This is a genomic window from Mesorhizobium sp. M0778 (assembly GCF_040320105.1).
In the GTDB taxonomy this organism is placed as follows: Bacteria; Pseudomonadota; Alphaproteobacteria; order Rhizobiales; family Rhizobiaceae; genus Mesorhizobium.
The window spans coordinates 251,520-272,735 of the sequence record NZ_JAMYPA010000002.1 but is presented as its reverse complement, the minus strand read 5'-3'; the positions used below and the strand labels follow the sequence as shown (position 1 = coordinate 272,735).

General features: G+C 60.2%; 21 protein-coding genes and 1 tRNA gene. 12 read left to right on the top strand and 10 right to left on the bottom strand.

What is annotated here, in order from left to right; genetic code table 11:
* The first annotated feature begins 165 nt into the window (after positions 1-165).
* Together map and radC are read left to right on the top strand one after the other, a co-directional pair.
* Positions 166-993, top strand: a complete 828-nt coding sequence (map, locus tag NKI22_RS05085; protein WP_352495376.1) for a type I methionyl aminopeptidase — start codon at positions 166-168, stop codon at positions 991-993.
* 52 nt (positions 994-1,045) lie between these two features.
* Entirely contained in the window at positions 1,046-1,792 is a 747-nt protein-coding gene (gene radC, locus NKI22_RS05080; protein WP_023720155.1) for a RadC family protein, read from the top strand.
* An 86-nt stretch (positions 1,793-1,878) separates the two neighbouring features.
* On the opposite strand, the gene NKI22_RS05075 is transcribed toward radC, so the two are convergent.
* From NKI22_RS05075 to NKI22_RS05065, 3 genes are all read right to left on the bottom strand, one after another.
* Complete coding sequence (locus NKI22_RS05075) at positions 1,879-4,458, bottom strand: bifunctional diguanylate cyclase/phosphodiesterase (protein ID WP_352482301.1); 2,580 nt, start codon at positions 4,456-4,458, stop codon at positions 1,879-1,881.
* Between the two features lie 361 nt (positions 4,459-4,819).
* On the bottom strand, positions 4,820-5,686 hold the full coding sequence (locus NKI22_RS05070) for a class I SAM-dependent methyltransferase (RefSeq protein WP_352482151.1): 867 nt from the start codon (positions 5,684-5,686) through the stop codon (positions 4,820-4,822).
* 311 nt (positions 5,687-5,997) lie between these two features.
* The gene (locus NKI22_RS05065) at positions 5,998-6,135 is read right to left on the bottom strand and encodes a hypothetical protein (protein ID WP_352958259.1); all 138 of its coding nucleotides are present in this window, start codon (positions 6,133-6,135) and stop codon (positions 5,998-6,000) included.
* Positions 6,136-6,158: 23 nt separating this feature from the next.
* Between NKI22_RS05065 and NKI22_RS05060 the strand changes: the two genes are divergently transcribed.
* The 9 genes from NKI22_RS05060 (at position 6,159) to NKI22_RS05020 (ending at position 13,905) form a co-directional block, all read left to right on the top strand.
* On the top strand, positions 6,159-6,515 hold the full coding sequence (locus NKI22_RS05060) for an SPW repeat protein (protein ID WP_051409696.1): 357 nt from the start codon (positions 6,159-6,161) through the stop codon (positions 6,513-6,515).
* Positions 6,516-6,643: 128 nt separating this feature from the next.
* A complete protein-coding gene (locus tag NKI22_RS05055; RefSeq protein ID WP_352814572.1) occupies positions 6,644-7,093 on the top strand; it encodes a DUF2231 domain-containing protein in 450 nt (149 codons plus the stop codon).
* Positions 7,093-8,439, top strand: a complete 1,347-nt coding sequence (locus NKI22_RS05050) for a PQQ-dependent sugar dehydrogenase (RefSeq protein ID WP_352814574.1) — start codon at positions 7,093-7,095, stop codon at positions 8,437-8,439. Before NKI22_RS05055 ends, NKI22_RS05050 begins: the two co-directional genes overlap by 1 nt.
* Before the next feature lie 319 nt (positions 8,440-8,758).
* Entirely contained in the window at positions 8,759-9,574 is an 816-nt protein-coding gene (coxB, locus tag NKI22_RS05045) for a cytochrome c oxidase subunit II (protein WP_023720162.1), read from the top strand.
* A gap of 91 nt (positions 9,575-9,665) precedes the next feature.
* Entirely contained in the window at positions 9,666-11,435 is a 1,770-nt protein-coding gene (gene ctaD, locus NKI22_RS05040) for a cytochrome c oxidase subunit I (protein WP_023720163.1), read from the top strand.
* A complete protein-coding gene (locus NKI22_RS05035; protein ID WP_352482148.1) occupies positions 11,432-12,136 on the top strand; it encodes a cytochrome c oxidase subunit 3 in 705 nt (234 codons plus the stop codon). Before ctaD ends, NKI22_RS05035 begins: the two co-directional genes overlap by 4 nt.
* Positions 12,137-12,149: 13 nt before the next feature.
* Positions 12,150-12,872 carry a heme-copper oxidase subunit III family protein gene (locus NKI22_RS05030; protein WP_352482147.1) on the top strand — a complete coding sequence of 241 codons (723 nt, stop codon included), beginning with the start codon at positions 12,150-12,152 and terminating at the stop codon, positions 12,870-12,872.
* A gap of 10 nt (positions 12,873-12,882) precedes the next feature.
* Positions 12,883-13,287, top strand: a complete 405-nt coding sequence (locus NKI22_RS05025; protein ID WP_023720165.1) for a cytochrome C oxidase subunit IV family protein — start codon at positions 12,883-12,885, stop codon at positions 13,285-13,287.
* 144 nt (positions 13,288-13,431) lie between these two features.
* Positions 13,432-13,905, top strand: coding sequence for an aminoacyl-tRNA deacylase (locus NKI22_RS05020; RefSeq protein ID WP_023720166.1), 474 nt, complete (start codon positions 13,432-13,434; stop codon positions 13,903-13,905).
* A gap of 57 nt (positions 13,906-13,962) precedes the next feature.
* Here NKI22_RS05020 and NKI22_RS05015 read toward each other — a convergent pair whose 3' ends face one another.
* The 5 genes from NKI22_RS05015 to tig form a co-directional block, all read right to left on the bottom strand.
* Positions 13,963-14,775, bottom strand: coding sequence for a DUF2189 domain-containing protein (locus NKI22_RS05015; RefSeq protein WP_352482145.1), 813 nt, complete (start codon positions 14,773-14,775; stop codon positions 13,963-13,965).
* Positions 14,776-15,092: 317 nt separating this feature from the next.
* Positions 15,093-16,025 carry a heme o synthase gene (locus tag NKI22_RS05010; RefSeq protein ID WP_352495382.1) on the bottom strand — a complete coding sequence of 311 codons (933 nt, stop codon included), beginning with the start codon at positions 16,023-16,025 and terminating at the stop codon, positions 15,093-15,095.
* 147 nt (positions 16,026-16,172) lie between these two features.
* On the bottom strand, positions 16,173-16,526 hold the full coding sequence (locus NKI22_RS05005) for a c-type cytochrome (protein WP_502896297.1): 354 nt from the start codon (positions 16,524-16,526) through the stop codon (positions 16,173-16,175).
* 212 nt (positions 16,527-16,738) lie between these two features.
* The gene (locus tag NKI22_RS05000; RefSeq protein WP_352482143.1) at positions 16,739-17,263 is read right to left on the bottom strand and encodes a hypothetical protein; all 525 of its coding nucleotides are present in this window, start codon (positions 17,261-17,263) and stop codon (positions 16,739-16,741) included.
* 160 nt (positions 17,264-17,423) lie between these two features.
* Positions 17,424-18,899: a trigger factor gene (tig, locus tag NKI22_RS04995; protein WP_352482299.1), complete on the bottom strand. Its 1,476-nt coding sequence runs from the start codon at positions 18,897-18,899 to the stop codon at positions 17,424-17,426.
* A gap of 343 nt (positions 18,900-19,242) precedes the next feature.
* On the opposite strand from tig, the gene NKI22_RS04990 reads away from it, so the two are divergent.
* Positions 19,243-19,327: transfer RNA gene (locus NKI22_RS04990), tRNA-Leu, on the top strand.
* A 76-nt stretch (positions 19,328-19,403) separates the two neighbouring features.
* On the opposite strand, the gene NKI22_RS04985 is transcribed toward NKI22_RS04990, so the two are convergent.
* A complete protein-coding gene (locus NKI22_RS04985) occupies positions 19,404-19,985 on the bottom strand; it encodes a GDYXXLXY domain-containing protein (RefSeq protein ID WP_031194340.1) in 582 nt (193 codons plus the stop codon).
* On the bottom strand, positions 19,982-21,094 hold the full coding sequence (locus NKI22_RS04980; protein WP_352790524.1) for a DUF2157 domain-containing protein: 1,113 nt from the start codon (positions 21,092-21,094) through the stop codon (positions 19,982-19,984). The genes NKI22_RS04985 and NKI22_RS04980 overlap by 4 nt, the downstream gene beginning before the upstream one ends.
* Between the last annotated feature and the right edge of the window lie 122 nt (positions 21,095-21,216).

The following is a 21,216-nucleotide window of genomic DNA, read 5'->3' as shown; positions in this document are numbered from 1 at the left end:
CACGGGCCGCTGCAGGCAAGGAGAATGCCCCTGGGCGTGAATATCGCCGGTCTTCGGCCTCCGTAGGCAGTTCGTCCTTGAACCTTGCGCTTTCCAGTGCCAAATCTGGGGGAATTTCTCTCGCGGGGCTCAGCCAGGCCTCGCATCCCTGCAAGACGGATAAAAATGGTCACCTATCTCGACGCCGCCACGGCACCGCTCAGAAACACCGGCCAGATCCGTCTTTACGACGAGGAAGGCTTTATCGGCATGCGCAAGGCTTGCGATCTCACCGCGCGTTGCCTCGACGAACTGGTGCCGATGGTGGCGCCCGGCGTCACCACTGAGGCGATCGATCGTTTCGTTTTCGAATTTGGCATGGACCATGGCGCGCTTCCGGCGACGCTCAACTACCGCGGCTACACGAAATCATCCTGCACCTCGATCAACCACGTCGTCTGTCACGGCATACCCGATAACAAGCCGTTGAAGGACGGCGACATCGTCAACATCGACGTCACCTATATCCTCGACGGCTGGCATGGCGACTCCTCGCGCATGTATCCAGTGGGCACGATCAAGCGTGCCGCGGAGCGGCTGCTCGAAGTCACGTATGAGTGCCTGATGCGCGGCATCGCGGCAATCAAGCCGGGCGCCCGCACCGGCGCCATCGGCGCCGCCATCCAGACCTACGCCGAAGCCGAGCGTTGCTCGGTGGTGCGCGATTTCTGCGGCCATGGGGTCGGCCGGCTGTTTCACGACGCGCCGAATATCCTGCATTACGGCAGCGCCAGCGAAGGCGTCGAGATGCGGCCGGGCATGATCTTCACCGTCGAGCCGATGATCAATCTCGGCCGGCCGCATGTGAAAGTGCTGTCGGACGGCTGGACCGCGGTGACGCGCGATCGTTCGCTGTCGGCGCAGTACGAGCACACGATCGGCGTCACCGAAACCGGCTGCGAGATCTTCACGCTATCGCCAAAAAACCTCGACCGCCCCGGCCTGCGGGCCTAGTGTCTGGCAGATCGGGCGTTACCTTGCCCGGCAAATGCTGGGTGGGGCAGCCATGAACGGTGACGACGACGAGCGGGCCTTCTTTCCCGAAAGGCCGGTGCGATCGCCCGCAAAGGCGGTGGCCGCCGACAAGCCGCATTATCTCGGCCATCGCGACCGCCTGCGCGAACGCTTTGCTGCCGGCCCCAACACCCTCCCCGACTACGAACTGCTCGAGCTTCTATTGTTTCGGCTGATCCCGCGCGCCGACACCAAGCCGGTCGCCAAGGCATTGCTGGCACGCTTCGGTACATTGGCCGAGGTCCTCGGCGCGCCCGTCGAGCGCCTGCAGGAGGTGAAGGGCATCGGCCCGGCGGTGGCGCTCGACCTGAAGGTGGTTGCTGCAACGGCGCAGCGCATGGCGCGCGGCGAGATCGCCGGCCGCGAGCTTTTGTCAACCTGGACGCAGGTTCTCGAATACTGCCGGTCGGTCATGGCCTTCGAGGAGCGGGAGCAGTTCCGCATCCTGTTCCTCGACAAGAAGAACGCACTGATCGCCGACGAGGTGCAGCAGGTCGGCACCGTTGACCACACGCCGGTCTATCCGCGCGAGGTGGTCAGGCGCGCCTTGGAGCTCTCGGCGACGGCGATTATTCTGGCTCACAATCATCCATCGGGCGATCCGACGCCGTCGCGCGCCGACATCGAGATGACCAAGCTGATCATCGAGACGGCCAAACCGCTTGGCATTGCCGTTCACGATCACATCATCATCGGCAGGAAAGGCCACTCCAGCATGAAGGGCCTGCTGCTTATTTGAGGCTTATTGTTACCGGCCTGGCCTGCCACGCGCATATTGATGCGACGCTCAACGCCGATCGCGCCGGTAAATGCGGGGACTGGCGCTCAGCTGGCTGTGCGCAGCCGCCGGGATCGAACAAAGGCCTTTAGTCCGTCGGAATCGAGCGCGTAGCCGAAGGCATAACCCTGCAACATGTCGCAGCCCAGGCCTTTGAGTATCCGTGCGTGCTGCATCGTCTCGACACCTTCCGCCACGACCTCGATACCCAAGGACTTGCCGATGTCAATGATTGACGAGACAACCTGCCTTCTTTGCGGCGATTTGACGATTGGGGTGACCAGCTGCCGATCTATCTTTAGCCGGCGAGGCTGCAACTTGAGCAAACTGACTATCGAAGCGTAACCAGTACCAAAATCGTCTATTTCGATGTCAATCCCGAGTTCTTTTATCTGCTCGATATTCCAGGTGACAAGGTCGTCGTTCTCGTCCAGGAAAATTGACTCAACAAGCTCGAATGAAACTGTCCCTTTTTCGATATTTTGTTCTCGCAAGCTCTTGATGAGCTCCTCATCTTGAAGGCGTCGCGCCGAAACATTGACCGATACCCGCGGAATGTGGAGTCCCGCAGCGGACCATTCTTTGAAGTCCAAAAGCGACTGCTTCAATATGGCTTGGTCGATGATCGAGACCACATTCAGTTCTTCCGCAATTCTCAGGAAGACATCGGGCGCCAAAATACCCTTTTCTGGATGTCTCCACCTCGCCAGCGCCTCAACCCCCACGATTTCGAGCGTCTTTGCGTCAAATTGGGGCTGGTAGAAGGGGATGAACTCGTTGCGCTCAAGGCCGCCGAGAATTTCGTCGGCAATCCGCTTTGTATCGACGATTTCGCTTTGCATCGCGTCGGTGAAGAATTCGTATCGATTGCGCCCACGCCTCTTTGCTCGGTAAAGCGCGATATCGGCGTTTACCAGCAGGTGTTTGGCTTCGATATTTTTTCCGTTGTCGACTGCGATTCCCACGCTGACACCAAAACGGCATCGATGGCCCTGGTAGTAGACCGGTTCGCGCATCTGGCTGATGACGCGGTCAGCGAGCAGCGCCAGTTGCTTGGTATCGTCGCGCACCACGCACAGAACGATGAATTCGTCTCCCCCGATGCGGGCGACGAATCCCTCGTCGCCGACCTTCGATCTGAGGACTGTTGACGCGTGAACCAACATTGCGTCACCGGCGGCGTGGCCCAGCGTATCATTGATGTGCTTGAACCGATCCAGATCGATGTGAAGCAGTGCCGCATGCCCGCCTGAGCGCCTGGCGTTTGCCGCGTAATCTTCCAGTACCTGGTCGAGGTAACGCCGGTTGGGCAAGCCGGTCAACGAGTCATGAAGCGCGATGTGCTCTATGCGCGCTTTGGCCGACTCGAGTTCTGCATTTTTCGACTCGGACAGCTGTTTTGCTCGAACCAGATCCTGGTTCAGCAGGACATCGGCTGTAACGTCCCATTCCGCGCCTATCATTTTTGGAGTGTTGTTTGCGACCCGGTAAACGATCGCCTTGGACCGGACATGACGGACCTCGCCATCCGGACGCACAATCCGGTACTCCGACAAATAGGGTCGTCCGCTGGCCACCGCGCTGTCGAAATCTGCGTTGGCGGTAGCCAAATCATCTGGGTGGATTGCACCCGCCCAGTCTATGTAGCCCCGGTGCTCCCCGGTTGATTTGCCATATATTTCATTTACGCGATCATCCCACGTAAGCTCGTTGGTCGCGAGATCGTGTTCCCAAACCCCAATAGCCGAGGCTTCCAGAGCGAGTTCCAGGCGTCGTGACAATCGACGCAATTCCGCATAATTGCGCTGTCTTTCGCCGATCAGGCGACCTGTGACCAGGAAGGGGAACACAACCAAGGCCCCGGCCGTCGCCATGATCGCGCGCAACAACCATGCGTTACTTGGCGTCGAAGGCCAGCCATTTTTGGGAATGGCCGCGATCTGCCACGAACCGGACGGGAGCAAAACGTCGGCCGTCACCGGATCGCTTTTGCCGATCCGCTCATTGCCGTAGAATTGGTCTCCATTTTGGCCGAGAGCGTCCCTGCCGATCAGCGCTATGTCAATCCCGAGATCGTCGTCAAGCAGCCCGCTCGCCCGATAGAGACGCTGCACGTCGACAACGGCGGAAATGATGCCCCAGAACCTTTCCGTATTGCCCGCGCTCCGCACGAAAACCGGAAAGCGACCGATAAAGCCTTGTCCTCCCTGCTTCAGATCGACGGGACCGGCAAGCACCAGCTTGCGTTCGTCTCGCGCCCTTAGCGCAGCCGCACGCTGCCGCTCGTTCTTGCGGTAATCGAGGCCCATCGCCTGCTCGTTACCCTCCATCGGGTACATCAGGGAAACGACCAGATCGGGCGCGCCGGCAATATTGTTCAATTGCGAGTTCGCGCCAAACAGATTACTCGCCAGCGAAGCGAAGCGTTGCTGTCCCATATAGGGCTCGGTTACGACCGCAGCGACCAGTCCATGCACGAGTTGAAGGTTTCCGTTGATATTGCCTTCGAGCTTGGCGCGGATGAGGTTGACCTTGGTCAGCACGTCCGCACGGACGGCCTGGTCCGAGACGATCTTGTTCTGGTGCTCCGCGAACGCTGCGCTGATAAGGATGACGACAAACGCGATCGCCGCCGGAATATTTGCCGACGAAAAGACGGCCTCCTTAATGCCGCCGAACCTAGCGCGGAAAAAAGCCAATAGGCGATTCCTCAATTGCCATTTCAGGTTCTCGGGTCGACCCGATGAGGAATATTAGCGTTCAATGTTTAATTTGACCTTCACACTCCTGAAAAATTTCGCATTTTCCGATGGCTGACGCCGGCTGTTATGTCGACATCGACACCACCGCCCGCGCGATGTTGAAGGCAGGCTGCATGAAGCGGACCAACATGAAACGAGATCAGCCTTGCTCGGAAGACCGCAGACACGAGCGCCATTGCACACCTCGATGCTCCGACCCGAGTACGTCAAGAGCGTTGACCTTGGGCTAGTGGCCCTCAATCGACTTGTGAGACACAAGATATGGTATCTTGCCGACGCTCCGCTTCGTCGCGCCAATGGAATAGGCCATCGGTATCTTGGGAGAGTTCTCTGGCAGGCCGTACATATCCTTGCCGGCCCGCACTGCAAATGAAAAGTGCTGCCACGAAACCGTGTCATGCTCATTGAGAAAATCGAGCGTCAGACCAGCTGAAATCAGCGCGTTCACCACGTCACTGATCGGATGGATCCACTCATAATAGCGAGGATGCTTCAAGATACGATTGTCGCCGGTGTAGGTCAGTTCCTCGTTCCAGGCGAGCGGCCGAGCTATCGGCGTTCGCCAGTCGTGCTTCAACTCCAGGGCCGCGGCCTTTCGATCGCACTGAAACATCAATGGATGGCCCTCGGCCATGTAGAGCCGGCCGCCGGGTCGCAGGAGACTGGCAACCACCCGCGCCCAGCGGAACACGTCGTCCAGCCAGTTTACCGAACCCCAGGTAACGTAAGCGATGTCAAAGGTCCGGCCGAGCGCTTCGACGGCCTCGAACAGGGGCGCTTCCACGAAACGTACGTCGGTGCCTGCCTTCGCAGCGAAATCCCGCGCCGCCGCGATCGCCGTCGGTGAAAAGTCGAGGCCGGTCACGCTGCCTGCGCCGAGATTCTTCAGGCTGATCGTGTCAAGCCCGATGTGACACTGCAGGTGGACGATATCCTTGCCGGCAATATCGCCGACCTCGCGCGTTTCCAATTCATAGAGATTGGATCCGCCTGCCAGCACATTCTCGATGTGGTAGCTGCCCGTTGTGTCGGTCGAGTGCAGTTCGGCCCGATCATCCCAATTAAGGCGGTTCGCACCCAGAAACGGTTCCAATTTCCCCCCAACCCTGACTGACGCATGGTAAACAAGTCGTTAAAACACCTTTGCAGCGAAAGTATCGCGCGTCAATCCGGACCGGTCGTCTCTTAAACAAGCTTCGGCGGCAATCAAGACGAGCAAGAGCGTCTCGTCTCAAGAACTGCGATCCACGACCAATGTTTTCACCGGATCGAGAAAAGAATGAGCCTGTCCGCGCCGCTGGCACGTCGCCGCTGACCAAGCCCACTGCGGCTTTGGATCGCTCGATCACCATCAAGTGATCCAGGCGTGCCGGTGCCGAATGGAACATAAAGCCCGGAATTCAGTTAGATAGCCGGATTTGGCTGGAGTACCGCCAGATGCGGAAACTCCGGCCGGGCAAGGGCAATGCCGTAACACGGAGTGAGCGGCTTCGGGCGCATCTCGCCGGACTCAGGCACCACCTTGCCGAACTCGGGAGCCACAAACGCTCCCAATGGAGGATGCCATGAACCAGTGGACAAACGCCAGGCTCTGTGACGTAGCCAACCTGATCCTTGGGGCAATTCTGTTCTTCTCTCCCTGGATCTTCGCCTTTGCGGCAGGCCCGCAGACGCAGAACGCCCTCGGCAGCGGAATCTTGATTGTCGTGCTTTCGATTGCCGCCCTCGCGGCATTTGCCGTGTGGGAAGAGTGGGTGAACCTTGTCGTCGGACTGTGGGTTCTCGTATCGCCCTGGGTGCTTGGATTCCAGGCGACCACGGCGATGACCGTGCATGTCGTGATCGGCATTCTGGTCGCCGTCCTGGCCGCGATCGAGCTCTGGATGATGTACCAGAACCCTCCGACCCAGTCCGCCGCCTAGCAGGCGCAGCCAGCCAGCGCCCTTTTTTGGGCCTGACGGATCGATGTGTCGTCTGCCGGCCTCTCGGCAACAGCTGCCGGAGGCCGTATTGGGGGTTGTTGGACGAGAACTGAGAAGGATTGCGCATTATGGTCGGTGACAATCCGCGTTCGACGGCCAGGATTGCGGGACATCCCATTCATCCGATGCTAGTGCCGTTTCCGATCGCCTGCTTCGTCGGCACCCTGCTGACGGATCTGGCCTATTGGCGAACGGCGGAGATGATGTGGGCGGACTTCTCCGCTTGGCTGGTTACCGTCGGAGTGATCATGGGCTGCCTTGCAGCGATCGTGGGGTTGATCGATTTTCTGGCTAATCCGCTGATAAGGGCACAGCCCCCTGCCTGGCCGCACGTGCTCGGTAATCTGCTGGCGCTGGTGTTGTCCGTGATCAACATGCTCGTGCACACCCGCGATGCATGGACCTCCATCGTTCCCACCGGCTTGATCCTCTCGGCGGTTGTCGTGCTCATGCTCATCTTCACTGGTTGGCTGGGCTGGTCCATGGTGTACCGGCATCACGTCGGAGTGGCGGATTGATGCGCGTAGCAAGCTCCATCAGACAGGCCGGGCGCATCGCGGCGTCCATCCTTACTTGCACTGCGGTGATCACCCTCGCAGCGTGCAGCGGCAACGACCCGGATCCCGGCAGTCAGATAGGGCCGAATCCAAACCTGCCCGAGCCGATCCAATATTTCTTCCCGCCCATGCATCTCGCTTCCGTGGTCGGGTGGAAAAACGACGAAAGGCCGACCGCTGCGCAGGGGCTCCAGATCCAGGCTTTTGCCAACGGCTTGCAGCATCCGCGCTCGCTTTATGTGCTGCCCAATGGCGACGTCCTGGTGATCGAGTCCAAGGCGCCGGGCGGCGAACCGATCAAACGGCCCAAGGATTTGGTGATGGGCTGGATCGAATCGTGGGTCACCTCGGGCGGCGACAGCGGCCCAAGCAACCGCATCACCTTGCTGCGCGACGCCGACGGAGATGGCAAGCCGGAGCTGACCAGCGTCTTCCTCAACCACCTGAGCTCGCCCTTCGGCGTGGCGCTGGTGGGAAGCGATCTCTACGTCGCCAACACCGATTCCATCGTCCGCTATCCCTACAACACCGGTGAAACCAAGATCACCGCGCCCGGAACGCCGCTCACCGCCCTGCCCGGCGGCCCGATCGACCATCACTGGACGAAGAGCCTGGTGGCAAGCCCGGACGGCTCGCTGCTCTATGTCGGCGTCGGCTCGAACAGCAACGTGGCCGAGAACGGCATCGAGGCGGAGAAGGACCGCGCCGCCATCTGGCAGGTGGACAGGGCTACCGGCAGGTCGCGCATTTTCGCCAGCGGTTTGCGCAATCCGAACGGCCTGAGCTGGGAGCCGCAGACCGGGGCGCTCTGGGCCGTGATCAATGAGCGCGACGAGCTCGGCCCCAATCTCGTGCCGGATTATCTGACGTCGGTAAAGGACGGCGGCTTCTACGGGTGGCCATACAGCTATTATGGCCAGCATCTCGATCCGCGCGTCATGCCCCAGCGTCCGGACCTGGTCGCGAATGCGATCGTTCCGGATTATGCGCTGAGTTCCCACGTCGCCCCTCTGGGACTGGCCTTCTATACGGCAACCAGCCTCCCCCAGGCGTATCGCGGCGGCGCCTTCGTTGGCGAGCACGGGAGCTGGAACCGCACGCGCTTCAATGGCTACAAGGTGGTGTTCGTACCATTCAGCGGCGGCCATCCGAGTGGCGCCGCACAGGACGTGGTGACTGACTTCCTGGACAAGGACAACAAGGCGCGCGGCCGGCCTGTCGGCCTGGCCGTCGACAAAACCGGGGCCCTGCTCATCGCCGACGACGTCGGCAACACAGTTTGGCGGGTGACATCTGCCGGCCAATAAAGGGGCTCCACTCCCTTCGTCGAGCTGTCGGTCGAGCAGGGGATCGAACCCTGCGCGCGACGATCCCGACGATCGCCGTTCCGGTGATTCTGCCGGGCACATTCGGCATGCTCACCATTGCCGTTTACTCGACGCTGACGATGTTTGCCGCGCGCTACCGCTGATCACCGCCGAACCGAAGGACCGCCAGCACCGAGAAATGGTATTTTTGCCCTTCCCACAGCCGGCTCTAGAATTTTCATCGCAAATCAAGTTATGATGCACTTGGTATTTCCCGGGACGGCTTTGCGCCGCTTGGAATACCGGGAGGAACCGGGACATGGCCGTTGCGCTTGTACTCGTTCTGATAGTCGTGGGCTCGGTGTTGTTCCACTTCCTGAGCCCATGGTGGTGGACGCCGATTGCCTCGAACTGGGACTATATCGACAACACCATCATCATAACTTTCTGGATCACCGGCGTCGTCTTCGCCGCCGTGGTTCTTTTCATGGCCTATTGCGTCTTCCGCTTCCGCCATCGGGAAGGCAATCAGGCGGCATATGAACCTGAGAACAGGCGGCTCGAATCCTGGCTGACGGTCGTCACTGCCGTCGGTGTCACGGCTTTGCTGGTTCCCGGCCTGTTCGTCTGGAGCCGCTTCGTCAACGTCCCAAGCGACGCAACCGAGGTCGAAGTCGTCGGCCAGCAATGGCAATGGAGTTTCCGCCTGCCCGGCAAGGACGGCAAGCTCGGCACATCCGACACTCGCGACGTCAACGCTGAAAATCCGCTCGGCGTCATCGCCGCTGATGCCAACGGCCAGGACGACGTCGTGGTCGAAGCGGCCGACCTGCATCTGCCGGTTGGCAAACCGGTCAAGATGCTGCTCCGCTCGATCGATGTGCTGCACGATTTCTACGTGCCGGAATTCCGCGCCAAGATGGACATGATCCCGGGCTCAGTCACCTATTTCTGGTTCACTCCGACCAAGACCGGAACCTTCCAGGTCCTGTGTGCCGAACTCTGCGGCCAAGGGCATCCGATGATGCATGGCGTGGTCATGGTCGATACGCAGGAAGATTATCTGGCGTGGCTTGGCCAGCAGCAGACTTTTGCGCAGCTGTCCGCGCCCCAACAGATGGGCTCGGCAGAGTAGACGCCGGAACGACGGCGCGCCGTCGGCATTGAAAAGATTGCGGCAGGCCCGAACTGTCGGGCATGGCCGAAAAGGGCACGGAGGTGTTCCTATGGTCGATATCACACCTGCAGATGCGGTACCGCCGGCCGAAGTCGCGGAAATGGAACTTTACCATCCGCACAGCTGGTGGACGAAATACGTTTTCTCGCAGGATGCCAAGGTCATCGCCATCCAGTATTCGGCGACGGCGACGGCGATCGGCATGGTGGCGCTGGTGTTGTCCTGGCTGATGCGGCTGCAGCTCGGCTTCCCCGGCACGTTCGACTTCATCACACCGGAAGCCTACTACCAGTTCATCACCATGCATGGCATGATCATGGTGATCTACCTGCTCACCGCACTCTTCCTGGGCGGCTTCGGCAACTATCTGATCCCGCTGATGGTTGGCGCTCGCGACATGGTCTTTCCCTATGTCAACATGCTGAGCTACTGGATCTATCTCCTGGCCGTGCTGGTCCTCGTGTCGAGCTTCTTTGCCCCCGGCGGACCGACAGGTGCCGGCTGGACGCTCTATCCGCCGCAGGCGATCATGACCGGTACGCCAGGCGGCCAGGACTGGGGCATCATCCTGATGCTCGTCTCGCTGATCCTGTTCATCATCGGCTTCACCATGGGCGGCTTGAACTATGTCGTGACGGTGCTACAGGGCCGCACGCGCGGCATGACACTGATGCGCCTTCCGCTCACCGTCTGGGGTATTTTCACCGCCACCGTCATGGCGCTGCTCGCCTTCCCGGCACTGTTCGTCGCCTGCGTGATGATGCTGCTCGACCGGGCGCTCGGCACCAGCTTCTTCATGCCGGCGATCGTCGAGATGGGCGAACAATTGCAGCATGGCGGCGGCAGCCCGATCCTGTTCCAGCATCTGTTCTGGTTCTTCGGCCACCCTGAGGTCTACATCGTGGCGCTTCCGGCCTTCGGCATCGTCTCCGACCTGATCAGCACCCATGCGCGCAAGAACATCTTCGGCTACCGCATGATGGTCTGGGCCATCGTCGGCATTGGCGCACTGAGCTTCGTGGTCTGGGCGCACCACATGTATGTCAGCGGCATGCATCCCTATTTCGGCTTTTTCTTCGCCACCACGACATTGATCATCGCGGTTCCGACAGCCATCAAGGTCTACAACTGGGTGCTGACGCTGTGGCGTGGCGACATCCACCTCACCATACCGATGCTTTTTGCCCTGGCCTTCATCGTCACCTTCGTCAATGGCGGGTTGACTGGGCTATTCCTCGGCAATGTCGTCGTCGACGTTCCGCTGTCGGACACGATGTTCGTCGTCGCCCATTTCCATATGGTCATGGGGGTCGCCCCGATCATCGTAATCTTCGGCGCGATCTATCACTGGTATCCGAAGGTCACCGGTCGGATGCTGAACGAGACGCTGGGCCGGTTCCATTTCTGGGTCACCTTCCTTGGCGCCTATCTGATCTTCTTTCCCATGCACTATCTCGGCTTGATGGGCGTGCCGCGGCGCTACAACGAATTGACCGATATGACGGTGATGACGGAATCGGCCCACCACCTCAACTCGTTTATCAGCATCATGGCTTTTATCGTCGGTTTTGCCCAGATCGTGTTTCTGTTCAATCTCATCTGGAGCATCCGCCATGGCCGTGAGGCTGGTGGCAATCCGTGGCGGGCAACGACGCTCGAGTGGCAGACGGCCGAAACACCGCCGGGCCATGGCAATTTCGGCAAGGATCTGCCGATCGTCTATCGCTGGGCCTATGACTACAGCGTACCGGGCGCCAAGGAGGACTTCATACCGCAAAACGTTCCGGGCTCCTTCGGACCTTCCAGGGAGCCGGCATGAGCGTCATTCTGGTTTTCCTGCTCGTGATCGCCGGCATTGCTGGGTGGTGGCTCTCGCATCAGCGGCTAATGACGAGGCCGTGGCTCGAGCAAGGTTTGGTCGGGGATTTTGTCGCCCTGGACCGATCGGCGCTTCCGACCGCAAAGATCGGTCTCGGCGTCTTCCTTGCCGTCGTCGGCTGCCTGTTCGCGCTGTTCACCAGTGCTTACTTCATGCGCATGGCGCTGTCGGATTGGCAGCCGCTGCCCATCCCGCCTCTGCTCTGGCTTAATACCGGCGTACTGGTCTTGAGCAGCATTGCCATGCAGTGCGCTTCGCTCGCGGCGCGCAAGGGTCAAGTGGACATGGTCAGGCTCGGCCTCGCCACCGCTGGACTCACGGCGCTCGCCTTCCTGGTTGGACAGCTTATGGCATGGCGGGAACTGAGCGCGGATGGCTATTTTCTGGCGTCCAATCCGGCCAACAGCTTCTTCTACCTGCTAACGGGAATGCATGGGCTGCATATCCTGGGAGGGCTGGTCGGCCTGGGCAGAACGACCGTCGGTGCCTGGAACGGTGCGCGGCCGCAGCGGCTTCGCCTGAGCGTCGAGCTGTGCGCCATGTACTGGCATTTCCTGCTTTTCGTCTGGCTCGCCATCTTCGCTCTTCTGGCCGGCTGGGCTTCGACTTTAATCGACATTTGCCGAGGGTTGCTGACCTAGGAGGAACGGGCGGATGGCTGAGACGACACTGACCCACATCGGCCGAACGGGGCCGCGGCCCGCAGGCTGGCAAGGCATCGCCGCCGACTGGTCCTCGGATCAGCGGGCGTTCAAAAACGTGTCTTGGGGCAAGGCCATGATGTGGATCTTCCTGCTCAGCGACACGTTCATCTTCGGCTGCTTCCTGCTCTCCTACATGACCGACCGTATCTCCACACGCGTGCCGTGGCCCAATCCGAGCGAGGTCTTTGCCCTGCGCATCGGCGGCTCCGACATTCCATTGATCCTTATCGCCATCATGACCTTCGTCCTGATCTCGAGCAGCGGAACGATGGCCATGGCGGTGAATTTCGGCTACCGCCGCGACCGCCGCAAGACGGCAGTCCTGATGCTTTTGACCGCGGCACTCGGCGCGACCTTCGTCGGCATGCAAGCCTTCGAATGGACCAAGCTGATCACCGAGGGCGTGCGGCCTTGGGGCAATCCGTGGGGCGCTGCACAGTTCGGCGCATCCTTTTTCATGATCACCGGCTTCCACGGCACACATGTGTCGATCGGGGTGATTTTCCTGATCATCGTGGCGCGAAAGGTCTGGCGCGGGGACTACGACGTCGGACGGCCCGGCTTCTTCACCAGCCGGAGGGGCCGCTACGAAAACGTCGAAATCATGGGGCTCTACTGGCATTTCGTCGACCTGGTCTGGGTGTTCATTTTCGCATTTTTCTATCTTTGGTGAGAGGCAGGACATGGCTGAAGCAACCGCAAATGGCCTTGGACAACACACGCTCGACAGCGCCCGTACGCATGATGCGACGGCGACCAGCGTTACCCCTACGGAGGTTCATCAGGAGCACCCGATCAAGCTCTACCTGGTGGTCTGGGCGTGGCTGTTCATCCTCAGCACCTGCTCCTATCTGGTCGACTATTTCGGGCTCCACGGCTATCTCAGATGGTCGCTGATCCTGATCTTCATGATCCTCAAGGCAGGGCTGATCGTCGCCATCTTCATGCACATGGCCTGGGAACGGCTGGCGCTGACATATGCAATCATCCTGCCGCCGGTGCTGGTGCTGGTATTCGTGACGCTGATGGTCTTCGAAGCGGACTACACCCTTCTCACCCGAATGGCGTTTTTCGGGGCCGGGCCCTGACATGCAATCCGGATCCAGGCCGTCCTGTTCTGGAGCCTTCGCCTTGAAACAATCTACGGCTGGACCATTTCTGTTGGTATCGGAAACGACAGGCGATGCCGGCGTTTCCACATGCGTCGCGAACACCAGCAAGGGGCGCCCAAGATGACCATCGCAAACAGACTGAAGGACTTCATCGATAAGAAAGGCATTTCCTACGACACCGTCGAGCATCACCGCACGGCGACAAGCAGACAATCCGCCATTGCGGCACATGTGCCTGGCAGCATAATGGCCAAATCGGTGGTCGTTCACCACGACCGTGGCTACGCGCTGGCCGTGGTTCCAAGCACGCACAGGATAGAACTCGCGACATTGCAGGATGTTATGGACAAGCCTCTTGGACTTGCCTCCGAAGACGAGGTGGTCTCGTTGTTCGGCGATTGCGATGTCGGCGCTGTGCCGCCGATCGGCGCTGCCTATGATGTGCCGGTGGTCCTCGATGAAAGCCTCGGCGACGCTCCCGAAATCTATTTCGAGGGCGGTGACCATAGGACGCTGGTGCATGTGAGCGGCAAGGATTTCCGCGACCTGACAAAAGACGCGCGCCAGGCCCGTTTCAGCCACCCGGCCTATTGAAAGCTCTGCCCCACCCTCCCCGCACCGGCGCTCGGTGCGGAGGACAGGTTTTTCAGCTCACGGTCTGGTAGCCGGCGGCGATTCGACAACTTTCCGATAGACATGCCAGGTGGCATGACCAAGGATCGGCAGCACGACCGCCAACCCGGCGAACACTGGCAGCGAGCCGATGATCAAGGCGACGGCGACAATAAGGCCCCACACTGCCATCACGATCGGGTTGGCCAGGACAACGCGCACCGAGGTGTGGATGGCTTCGTAGGCGCCGACATCGCGGTCGAGCAACAACGGGAATGCGACGACCGTGGTGCACAACACAACCGCGGCGAACACAAAGCCGATGGCGTGACCCAGGATGATGAGTGTCCAGCCGCGTCCCGTGGCGAATATATCACTGATGAAGCTGGACAGCGATTGCGGCGGCGCCGGGCCGAACACGGTCTGGTAAAATATCTGGGCCGTCAAAAGCCAGGCGATGAATATCGCAAGCAGCATGATGCCGACCGCCGCAATAGCCGGCAGCGCCGGAGAACTTCTGACCTCAAAGGCGTGCCTCCACGAGGCATCGAGCCCGGCTTCCCGTCGCCGGCTGATCTCATAGAGGCCGATCGCCGCGAACGGACCAATTAGCGCAAAGCCGGACACAAGCGGAAACAACAATGGCAGCGTGTTGTTGCCTGATGTCCAGACGGCAAGCACGACCCCCGCAAGCGGGTAGATCAGGCAGAGAAAAACGATGTGCGACGGCTTGACCATGAAATCATCGACGCCACGCCTGAGCGCATCAAAAAGATCGGAGACACCGATTTTTCGAATTCTGGTGTGTTCCAGCGTCTCGTTGGCGCCTGCTATCACGTGAAAACTTGCCATGACCATTCCTCCAGACCGGGTCCGGTAAGGTCGCGTTTTACGGTGCTGCCGTTCTGCGTGATTGGCCACGCAAACCGCGACCTGCACCATGATCAATATACTCTCATGCGGGGGACTTGTCGCGCTTTGTACGAAGGCCCCCGGGGGTAAGAGGTCCCGGGTAGCCCGACTAGCTCTGGACACCTTTCTTCGATATGCTCTTCTAGACGAAGGTGAAGGTCATGGATGGAAGGACAGTTCTCATACTCGGCCTTGGCATCGTTATTCTGCTGTTGCTGGGATTTTGTGCTCTGCCAACGTGATGTTTTTAGCCGGGCTCAATAGCCGGCTGACGCGACCACTCGCATTACAATGGTGTCGGCAAGCAGCGCCGCGAAGATCGCGAAAAGATAGACAATCGAATACGCAAACAACGCCTTTGCCGGCTTCATCTCCTTGTCGGCGACGAGGACCTTCCAGGCGTGCCAAATGAACCCTGCGCCCAACGCTGCTGAAGCAGTGCCGTAGTATCCGCTGGCGAAGCCGAAGGCCCAAGGAAGCACGCCGATTGGCGCCAAGACCAGCGAATAGGCGAAGATTTGTTTTCTGGTCGAGTGCTGGCCGGCCACATTCGGCATCATCGGGATGCCCGCCGCGGCATAGTCGCCGACCTTGAAAAGGGCCAGCGCCCAGAAATGAGGCGGCGTCCAGAGGAAAATGATCAGAAACAGAATGACACTTTCGATGCCGATTGCGCCGGTTGCAGCCGCCCACCCGATCACCGGAGGAAGGGCGCCTGCCGCGCCGCCTATGACGATATTCTGTGGCGTCGAGCGTTTCAGCCACATCGTGTAGATAACGACATAGAAAAAGATGGTGAACGCCAACAGCGATGCGGCAAGCCATCCCACCAGCACGCCGAGCGTCATGACCGACAGTGCGGAAAGCACCAAGCCGAAGCCGAGAGCTTCGCCAGGCGTGACGCGGCCTGACGGAATTGGTCGTTTGGACGTGCGAGACATCAAGGCGTCTATGTCTGCGTCGTACCACATATTGAGCGCGCCGGCCGCCCCTGCTCCAACCGCAATTGCGCCGATGGCGATTACGGCGATAACTGGATTCATTACGCCGGGCGCCATCATCAGGCCGACGAACGCAGTAAACACGGCAAGCGCCATGACCCGTGGTTTCAAAAGCGCAAGGAAATCACCCGCCGTCGCCTCCGAGAGGCGGATGCCGGTATCCTTGAGACGGCTTTCTTCAGTCGACATTCAGACGACCACCGATGGGAACGGCAGCCTAGCCGGCCAATGTCTTTTTTGCAACAAGCCGCCCTCCCCACCGACACTGCCGGCAGATTGCGGCCGAGGCTATGCCTCGACCTGTTTGCGATACCAAGATCCGGCGGAAGAGCCGCGTTATTTGGAGAATTGCTTCAGATAGGCAATGACATTGACGATGTCCTCGTCTTTCTTGAGGCCGGGAAACGCCATCTTCGTTCCTTTGACCATCGCCTTGGGATCGCGAAGGTAGCTCGTCAGCGTGGCCTCATCCCATTTGACGCCGGACTTGCCGGCCTCGGTCATCGCCTTGGAATAGCTGAACCCCGGATGCGTGCCGGCCGTTCGGCCGATGACGCCGTTCAACGACGGACCGACCTTGTTCTGATCCTTGTCCGCGACGTGGCAGACCTTGCATTTGGCGAAGACCTTCTCACCCGCCGCGGCATCCTGAGCCCACGAGGGGCCGGCGATGACGGTCGCGACCGACATGATGATAAAAAACACAATGGCACGCATGGCATTTCCTCCCTGATCGCCAATTTGCCCTGGCTGACCTGCACAGGCCGACATCTAGTCCGCTGGCATGCGCTCTTGAATGGCAGAACGGATATCCACTGCCTGGAGTTGCGGCACCTACATACCACGGAACCCGGCCGGCAGGTAGAGTTCGGCCATGCAAAGGTTTCATGCGGACAATCTGCTCAAGGCAATTTGGTGTTGCAGGTGGTGGCGATCCGGCCGACCGCCTCTTCAACTCCGGCGAGGTCAAACTCGGCTTTGCCGCGCCCCGACAGCAGCCCGAACCGCCAGGACAGCAGCAGCCGGTCCGCGGAAATCAGTCGCCTGATGCCGTCGGCACCGTCGCGCACCAGCATCCTGCTGCGCGGGCCGACCGACCAGCTTTCGTTGAGCTTGCCGGATTGGTCGACAGTCACCGACATGGCGATGGTTCGGCTGGCGGAAACAGTATCGCTCAGCTGCAGCCATTCGCTCCAACGCGGTTCGCCGGCGGTCCGGCAGGCAATCGTCAATACCGGGCTGTAGCTCAATGCGCCGCCGCCGGTGATGAGCTTGTTGGTAGCGTAAAGCGAGGCGGTGACAAGACCGTCGCTGGTCTTGTCGAACCGCCAGTTGTCGAGAACCGTGTCAGCCTGGGCGATGCCGTAGACCGACGCAAGCAGGAACGCCGCCGCGACCACGCTTCCGATACCGAAGAACTGTCTCAACGATGCCTCCAACAACCGCTGCGATCCGCAACCCAGCGCAGATAATCATCAAAGCTTCGTATCGCCACCTCGACCGCCAGATGCGTGAAATCCGTTGCGCCTGCGCCACAACGAAAAAGGCCGCCTCGAGAAGGCGGCCTTTTGGAATTCAGCAGGGACGTTATTCAGCGTCCTTGGCGGCCTTTTTCTTCGGCGCAGCCTTCTTCTTGGGCTCTTCAGCGTCGTCGTCGGCCTTCTTGGTGTCGGCTTTTTTCGCAGCCGCCTTCTTCGCCGGCTTGGCCTTGGTCGTCTCCGTATCCTCGTCGTCGGCCAGCAGCTCTTCCTTGCTGACCTTGACGTCGGTGACCGAGATCTGGCCAAGCAGATGGTCGACCACCTTCTCTTCGAACATCGGCGCGCGCAACGTATTCAGCGCTTCGGGATTGTTGCGATAGAATTCGAAGGCCTCCTGCTGCTGGTTGGCCGGATAGCGACGCACCTGCTCGAACAGGCCGCGCTGCAATTCCTCGTCCGTCACCGTGACGCCCGCCTTCTCGCCGATTTCGGCGAGAACCAGGCCGAGACGCACGCGGCGCTCGGCAAGCCGCATATATTCGGCACGCGCTTCCTCTTCCGTCGTCTCTTCGTCGGCAAAGGTGCGCCCGGCGGCTTCGAGATCGCGGTTGACCTGGTTCCAGATGTTGTTGAACTCGGCCTCGACGAGCTTGGACGGCGCCTCGAACGAGTAGGCGGCGTCGAGCTGGTCGAGCAACTGGCGCTTGACCTTCTGGCGCGTCATCGAGCCGAACTGATTTTCGATCTGACCGCGCACCACCTCGCGCAGGCGCTCCAGCGACTCCAGGCCGAGGTTTTTGGCCATCTCGTCGTTGATCTCAAGTTCGCCGGGCTTCGACACTTCCTTGACGGTCACGTCGAAAGTGGCTTCCTTGCCGGCCAGATGCGCCGCCTGGTAGTTTTCCGGGAAGGTAACCGTGACCTGCTTCTCGTCGCCGGCCTTGCTGCCGACCAGCTGGTCCTCGAAGCCAGGGATGAATTCCTTCGAGCCGAGCACCAGCGGCTGATCGGTGCCGGCGCCGCCGCCGAAGGCTTCGCCGTCGATCTTGCCGACATAATCGAGGGTCACGCGGTCGCCCTCGGCGGCCTTGCCGGTCTTCGGCTCATAAGTGCGCGCCGACTCGGCGACACGCTTGACCTGTTCATCGATCTCCTCATCAGGCACTTCGAATACCTGACGCGTCACCTTGATGTCGGAGAAATCCTTGATCTCGATCGGCGGAATGACCTCGTAGTTCAGGCGGAACTCGAAATCTGCGCCACCAGCCAGGATCTTCTCGGCTTCCTTCTCGTCCTCGGTCATGATCACTTCGGGCTGCATGGCAGCCTTTTCGCCGCGCCCGGTGATGATCGAACGGGTCGAGTCGTTGAGGATCTCGTTGACCACTTCGGCCATGAACGATTTGCCGTAGACTTTGCGCAGATGCTGCACCGGCACCTTGCCGGGGCGAAAGCCGTTGATGCGGACCTTGTTCCTGGCATCGGAGAGCCGCGCCATCAGCTTGGCTTCCATGTCACCGGCCGGCACGGTGATCTTGATCTCGCGCTTGAGACCTGAGTTGAGCGTTTCGGTGACCTGCATCATAAAACCTTTGTTTCCACCAATGAGGCCGCCAAACGGCCCCTGCCGTTCACAGCCTGCCGGTATGATCTTGCCGGGAATGGCTTTTGGTGCGGGACTTGGCGATTTGTCCGCCCAACGCGGCACAAATCCTCCAGAAATACGCTCCAAAATGTGAATAAGTCTTTGTTTTTCCTACTTCTTATCACATTCTGCAGAAGCGGATCGTCGCGTCCCGTCACATTCGACACGCCTTTTGTCACAGGCGACGCTGATTTTCAACCATCTTTGCATTCCGGCCAATGATGCCGATGTGGGCTCTGACATTGACAGAATGATGGCTACATGGGATTGGCCGGGCAATGCGGATGTGGCGGAATTGGTAGACGCCCTGGATTTAGGTTCCAGTGCCGAAAGGCGTGGGGGTTCGAGTCCCTTCATCCGCACCACCCTTCGCTCTTCTTCGGGTGGCAGGCCACTCGGAGTTCCTCCGAAGGAGGATCATTGCCAAGGCTGTAGCGCGATCTAGTAAAGCGGCTCCTCGAACAGTGTCTTGTCGCCATCCACCAGCGCCTTGATCTGCGCCGTGCCGTTGGCCGCGATCGCGACGCGGATGCCGAACGGCCGCACCCGCATGTCGTTCTGGATCGCCATCCCCTCGCCTTCCGGCAGATAGAAGCGCTCGATGCCGTAATCCGGCGCGATCGTCGTGGCTGCGCTGAGATCCGAGCCCTCGGAGACGTGTCCGACGATATCGGCTTCACCGGATGCTGCCGGCGCCGGCGCTTGCCCGAACCAAGCCGCGGTCGGACCCCAATAGCCGTCGGCGCCCGGCTTCAGCCTGACCACGATCGGCGTGTCGTCACTCGCCAGCTTGCCGGCTGGAATGTTGCCGATCAGCTTCACCGGTATGCGCGAAATCTCGTAGCCAAGCGAAATATAGTCACCGCGCAAGAGATCGCGCGGATCGATCGGCTCGACCCTGAGCAGGACCTGCTTGCCGTCGCGCAGGATCGCCGCGCGTCCGGCGATGATCCAGCTCAGGAAGCCGATCTGGACAAGCGCCAGGGCCAGCGCCGAGATGATCAGTCTTTTGCCGGTCATCATGCTGCTGCTCCTGTCATATCCGGAGCGTTCATGCGCTTTTCTATGCGGATGATAATGAAAGCAAGAACGGCGAGAAGCACCGCCGCCGCAAGGAAGAAGCCTGCCGTGTCGAGCATTGATTGCAGCATCACCACATAGATGATGGCGAGTTCGAAGGCGAAGCCCGCATAGGCAACCCAGCGCAGTCCTCGGCTCTCGCGGCCGCCCAGCACGATCGCCGCGACGATGCCGGCCAGCGCAACAGCCGAGGCAATGGCGAAGCCGCTGCTGTAGCTGCTTTCATCCGCCAGTTCGAACTGGATCATCGCCAGGCCGGTGAGAAAGCCGATCAGCGCGTGCAGGGGCAGCCTGCCACCCAGTTGCAAGATCCTGTCGACCGGCCCGGCAGCAAAGATCGCAGCGATAAAAAGCAGCACCGACGCGACAACGAGCGGAATGGCGACTTGCAGCGTGTCGTACCGCGTCACCAGGAGCACGAGATAGAACAGCACCGACAGGATGATCAGGTGGCGCGCCGCCTGGCTGCGCGTCCAGAACGAAACGGCAAACAGCACTAGCGCCATGACGACGAAGAGATGCGGGAATTCTGCGCGATACTCGAAGCCTTTCAGGAACAGCCAGGCATCGGCGATGCCGACGGCAGCGACGGTCAGCGGGTTCGAGCGCAGCGCCACCGCCGCCAGCGCCGTGCCGGCGCCCCAGGTGACCACGGCGGAGGCCTCGTCGCCCGACAAATGGTACATCTGGCCGATCAGCGCGATCGATCCGCCGAACGCTGCTGCCGCCACGATCCACAGCGCTTCGCCGATCGCCGCATGGTCACGCATCTTCAGCACCGCGCCGCCGACATAGCCGGCAAGGATAACGGCAAAGAGTGCTGCGACCCGTACCAGCCGCGGGATGACTTCCCAGTTGGCGGCGATGAAGATCAGGATGGCCGCGCCGAACAACAGTGCCGCCATCATCGCCAGGATCGAGCCGAAGCTCAGCGATTTGCGTTCGTTGGCCTCGACGTCGCGCGTCAGCACGTCGGCTGTCGGCGCGTCGATCAGGCCGGCCTGCTGCCATCGTGCGATATCCAACCTGACCCGTGACGAATAGCTCGCCATGCCCCTCCCCCTTTGTTTGGCCCTTTTGGCTCGTCCGCCCAAGCGTTTGACCTGACGGCATTTTCCGATCTGGGCGGAAAACCGGACGCGCGTTAATGCTGCAATGCACAATTTGCATTGCT

Coding starts and splice junctions, on each gene's coding strand:
- map (WP_352495376.1), top strand. CDS start 166: ATGGTCACCTATCTCGACGCCGCCACGGCACCGCTCAGAAACACCGGC.
- radC (WP_023720155.1), top strand. CDS start 1,046: ATGAACGGTGACGACGACGAGCGGGCCTTCTTTCCCGAAAGGCCGGTG.
- NKI22_RS05060 (WP_051409696.1), top strand. CDS start 6,159: ATGAACCAGTGGACAAACGCCAGGCTCTGTGACGTAGCCAACCTGATC.
- NKI22_RS05055 (WP_352814572.1), top strand. CDS start 6,644: ATGGTCGGTGACAATCCGCGTTCGACGGCCAGGATTGCGGGACATCCC.
- NKI22_RS05050 (WP_352814574.1), top strand. CDS start 7,093: ATGCGCGTAGCAAGCTCCATCAGACAGGCCGGGCGCATCGCGGCGTCC.
- coxB (WP_023720162.1), top strand. CDS start 8,759: ATGGCCGTTGCGCTTGTACTCGTTCTGATAGTCGTGGGCTCGGTGTTG.
- ctaD (WP_023720163.1), top strand. CDS start 9,666: ATGGTCGATATCACACCTGCAGATGCGGTACCGCCGGCCGAAGTCGCG.
- NKI22_RS05035 (WP_352482148.1), top strand. CDS start 11,432: ATGAGCGTCATTCTGGTTTTCCTGCTCGTGATCGCCGGCATTGCTGGG.
- NKI22_RS05030 (WP_352482147.1), top strand. CDS start 12,150: ATGGCTGAGACGACACTGACCCACATCGGCCGAACGGGGCCGCGGCCC.
- NKI22_RS05025 (WP_023720165.1), top strand. CDS start 12,883: ATGGCTGAAGCAACCGCAAATGGCCTTGGACAACACACGCTCGACAGC.
- NKI22_RS05020 (WP_023720166.1), top strand. CDS start 13,432: ATGACCATCGCAAACAGACTGAAGGACTTCATCGATAAGAAAGGCATT.
- NKI22_RS05015 (WP_352482145.1), bottom strand. CDS start 14,775: ATGGCAAGTTTTCACGTGATAGCAGGCGCCAACGAGACGCTGGAACAC.
- NKI22_RS05010 (WP_352495382.1), bottom strand. CDS start 16,025: ATGTCGACTGAAGAAAGCCGTCTCAAGGATACCGGCATCCGCCTCTCG.
- NKI22_RS05005 (WP_502896297.1), bottom strand. CDS start 16,526: ATGTCGGTCGCGACCGTCATCGCCGGCCCCTCGTGGGCTCAGGATGCC.
- tig (WP_352482299.1), bottom strand. CDS start 18,899: ATGCAGGTCACCGAAACGCTCAACTCAGGTCTCAAGCGCGAGATCAAG.
- NKI22_RS04985 (WP_031194340.1), bottom strand. CDS start 19,985: ATGATGACCGGCAAAAGACTGATCATCTCGGCGCTGGCCCTGGCGCTT.
- NKI22_RS04980 (WP_352790524.1), bottom strand. CDS start 21,094: ATGGCGAGCTATTCGTCACGGGTCAGGTTGGATATCGCACGATGGCAG.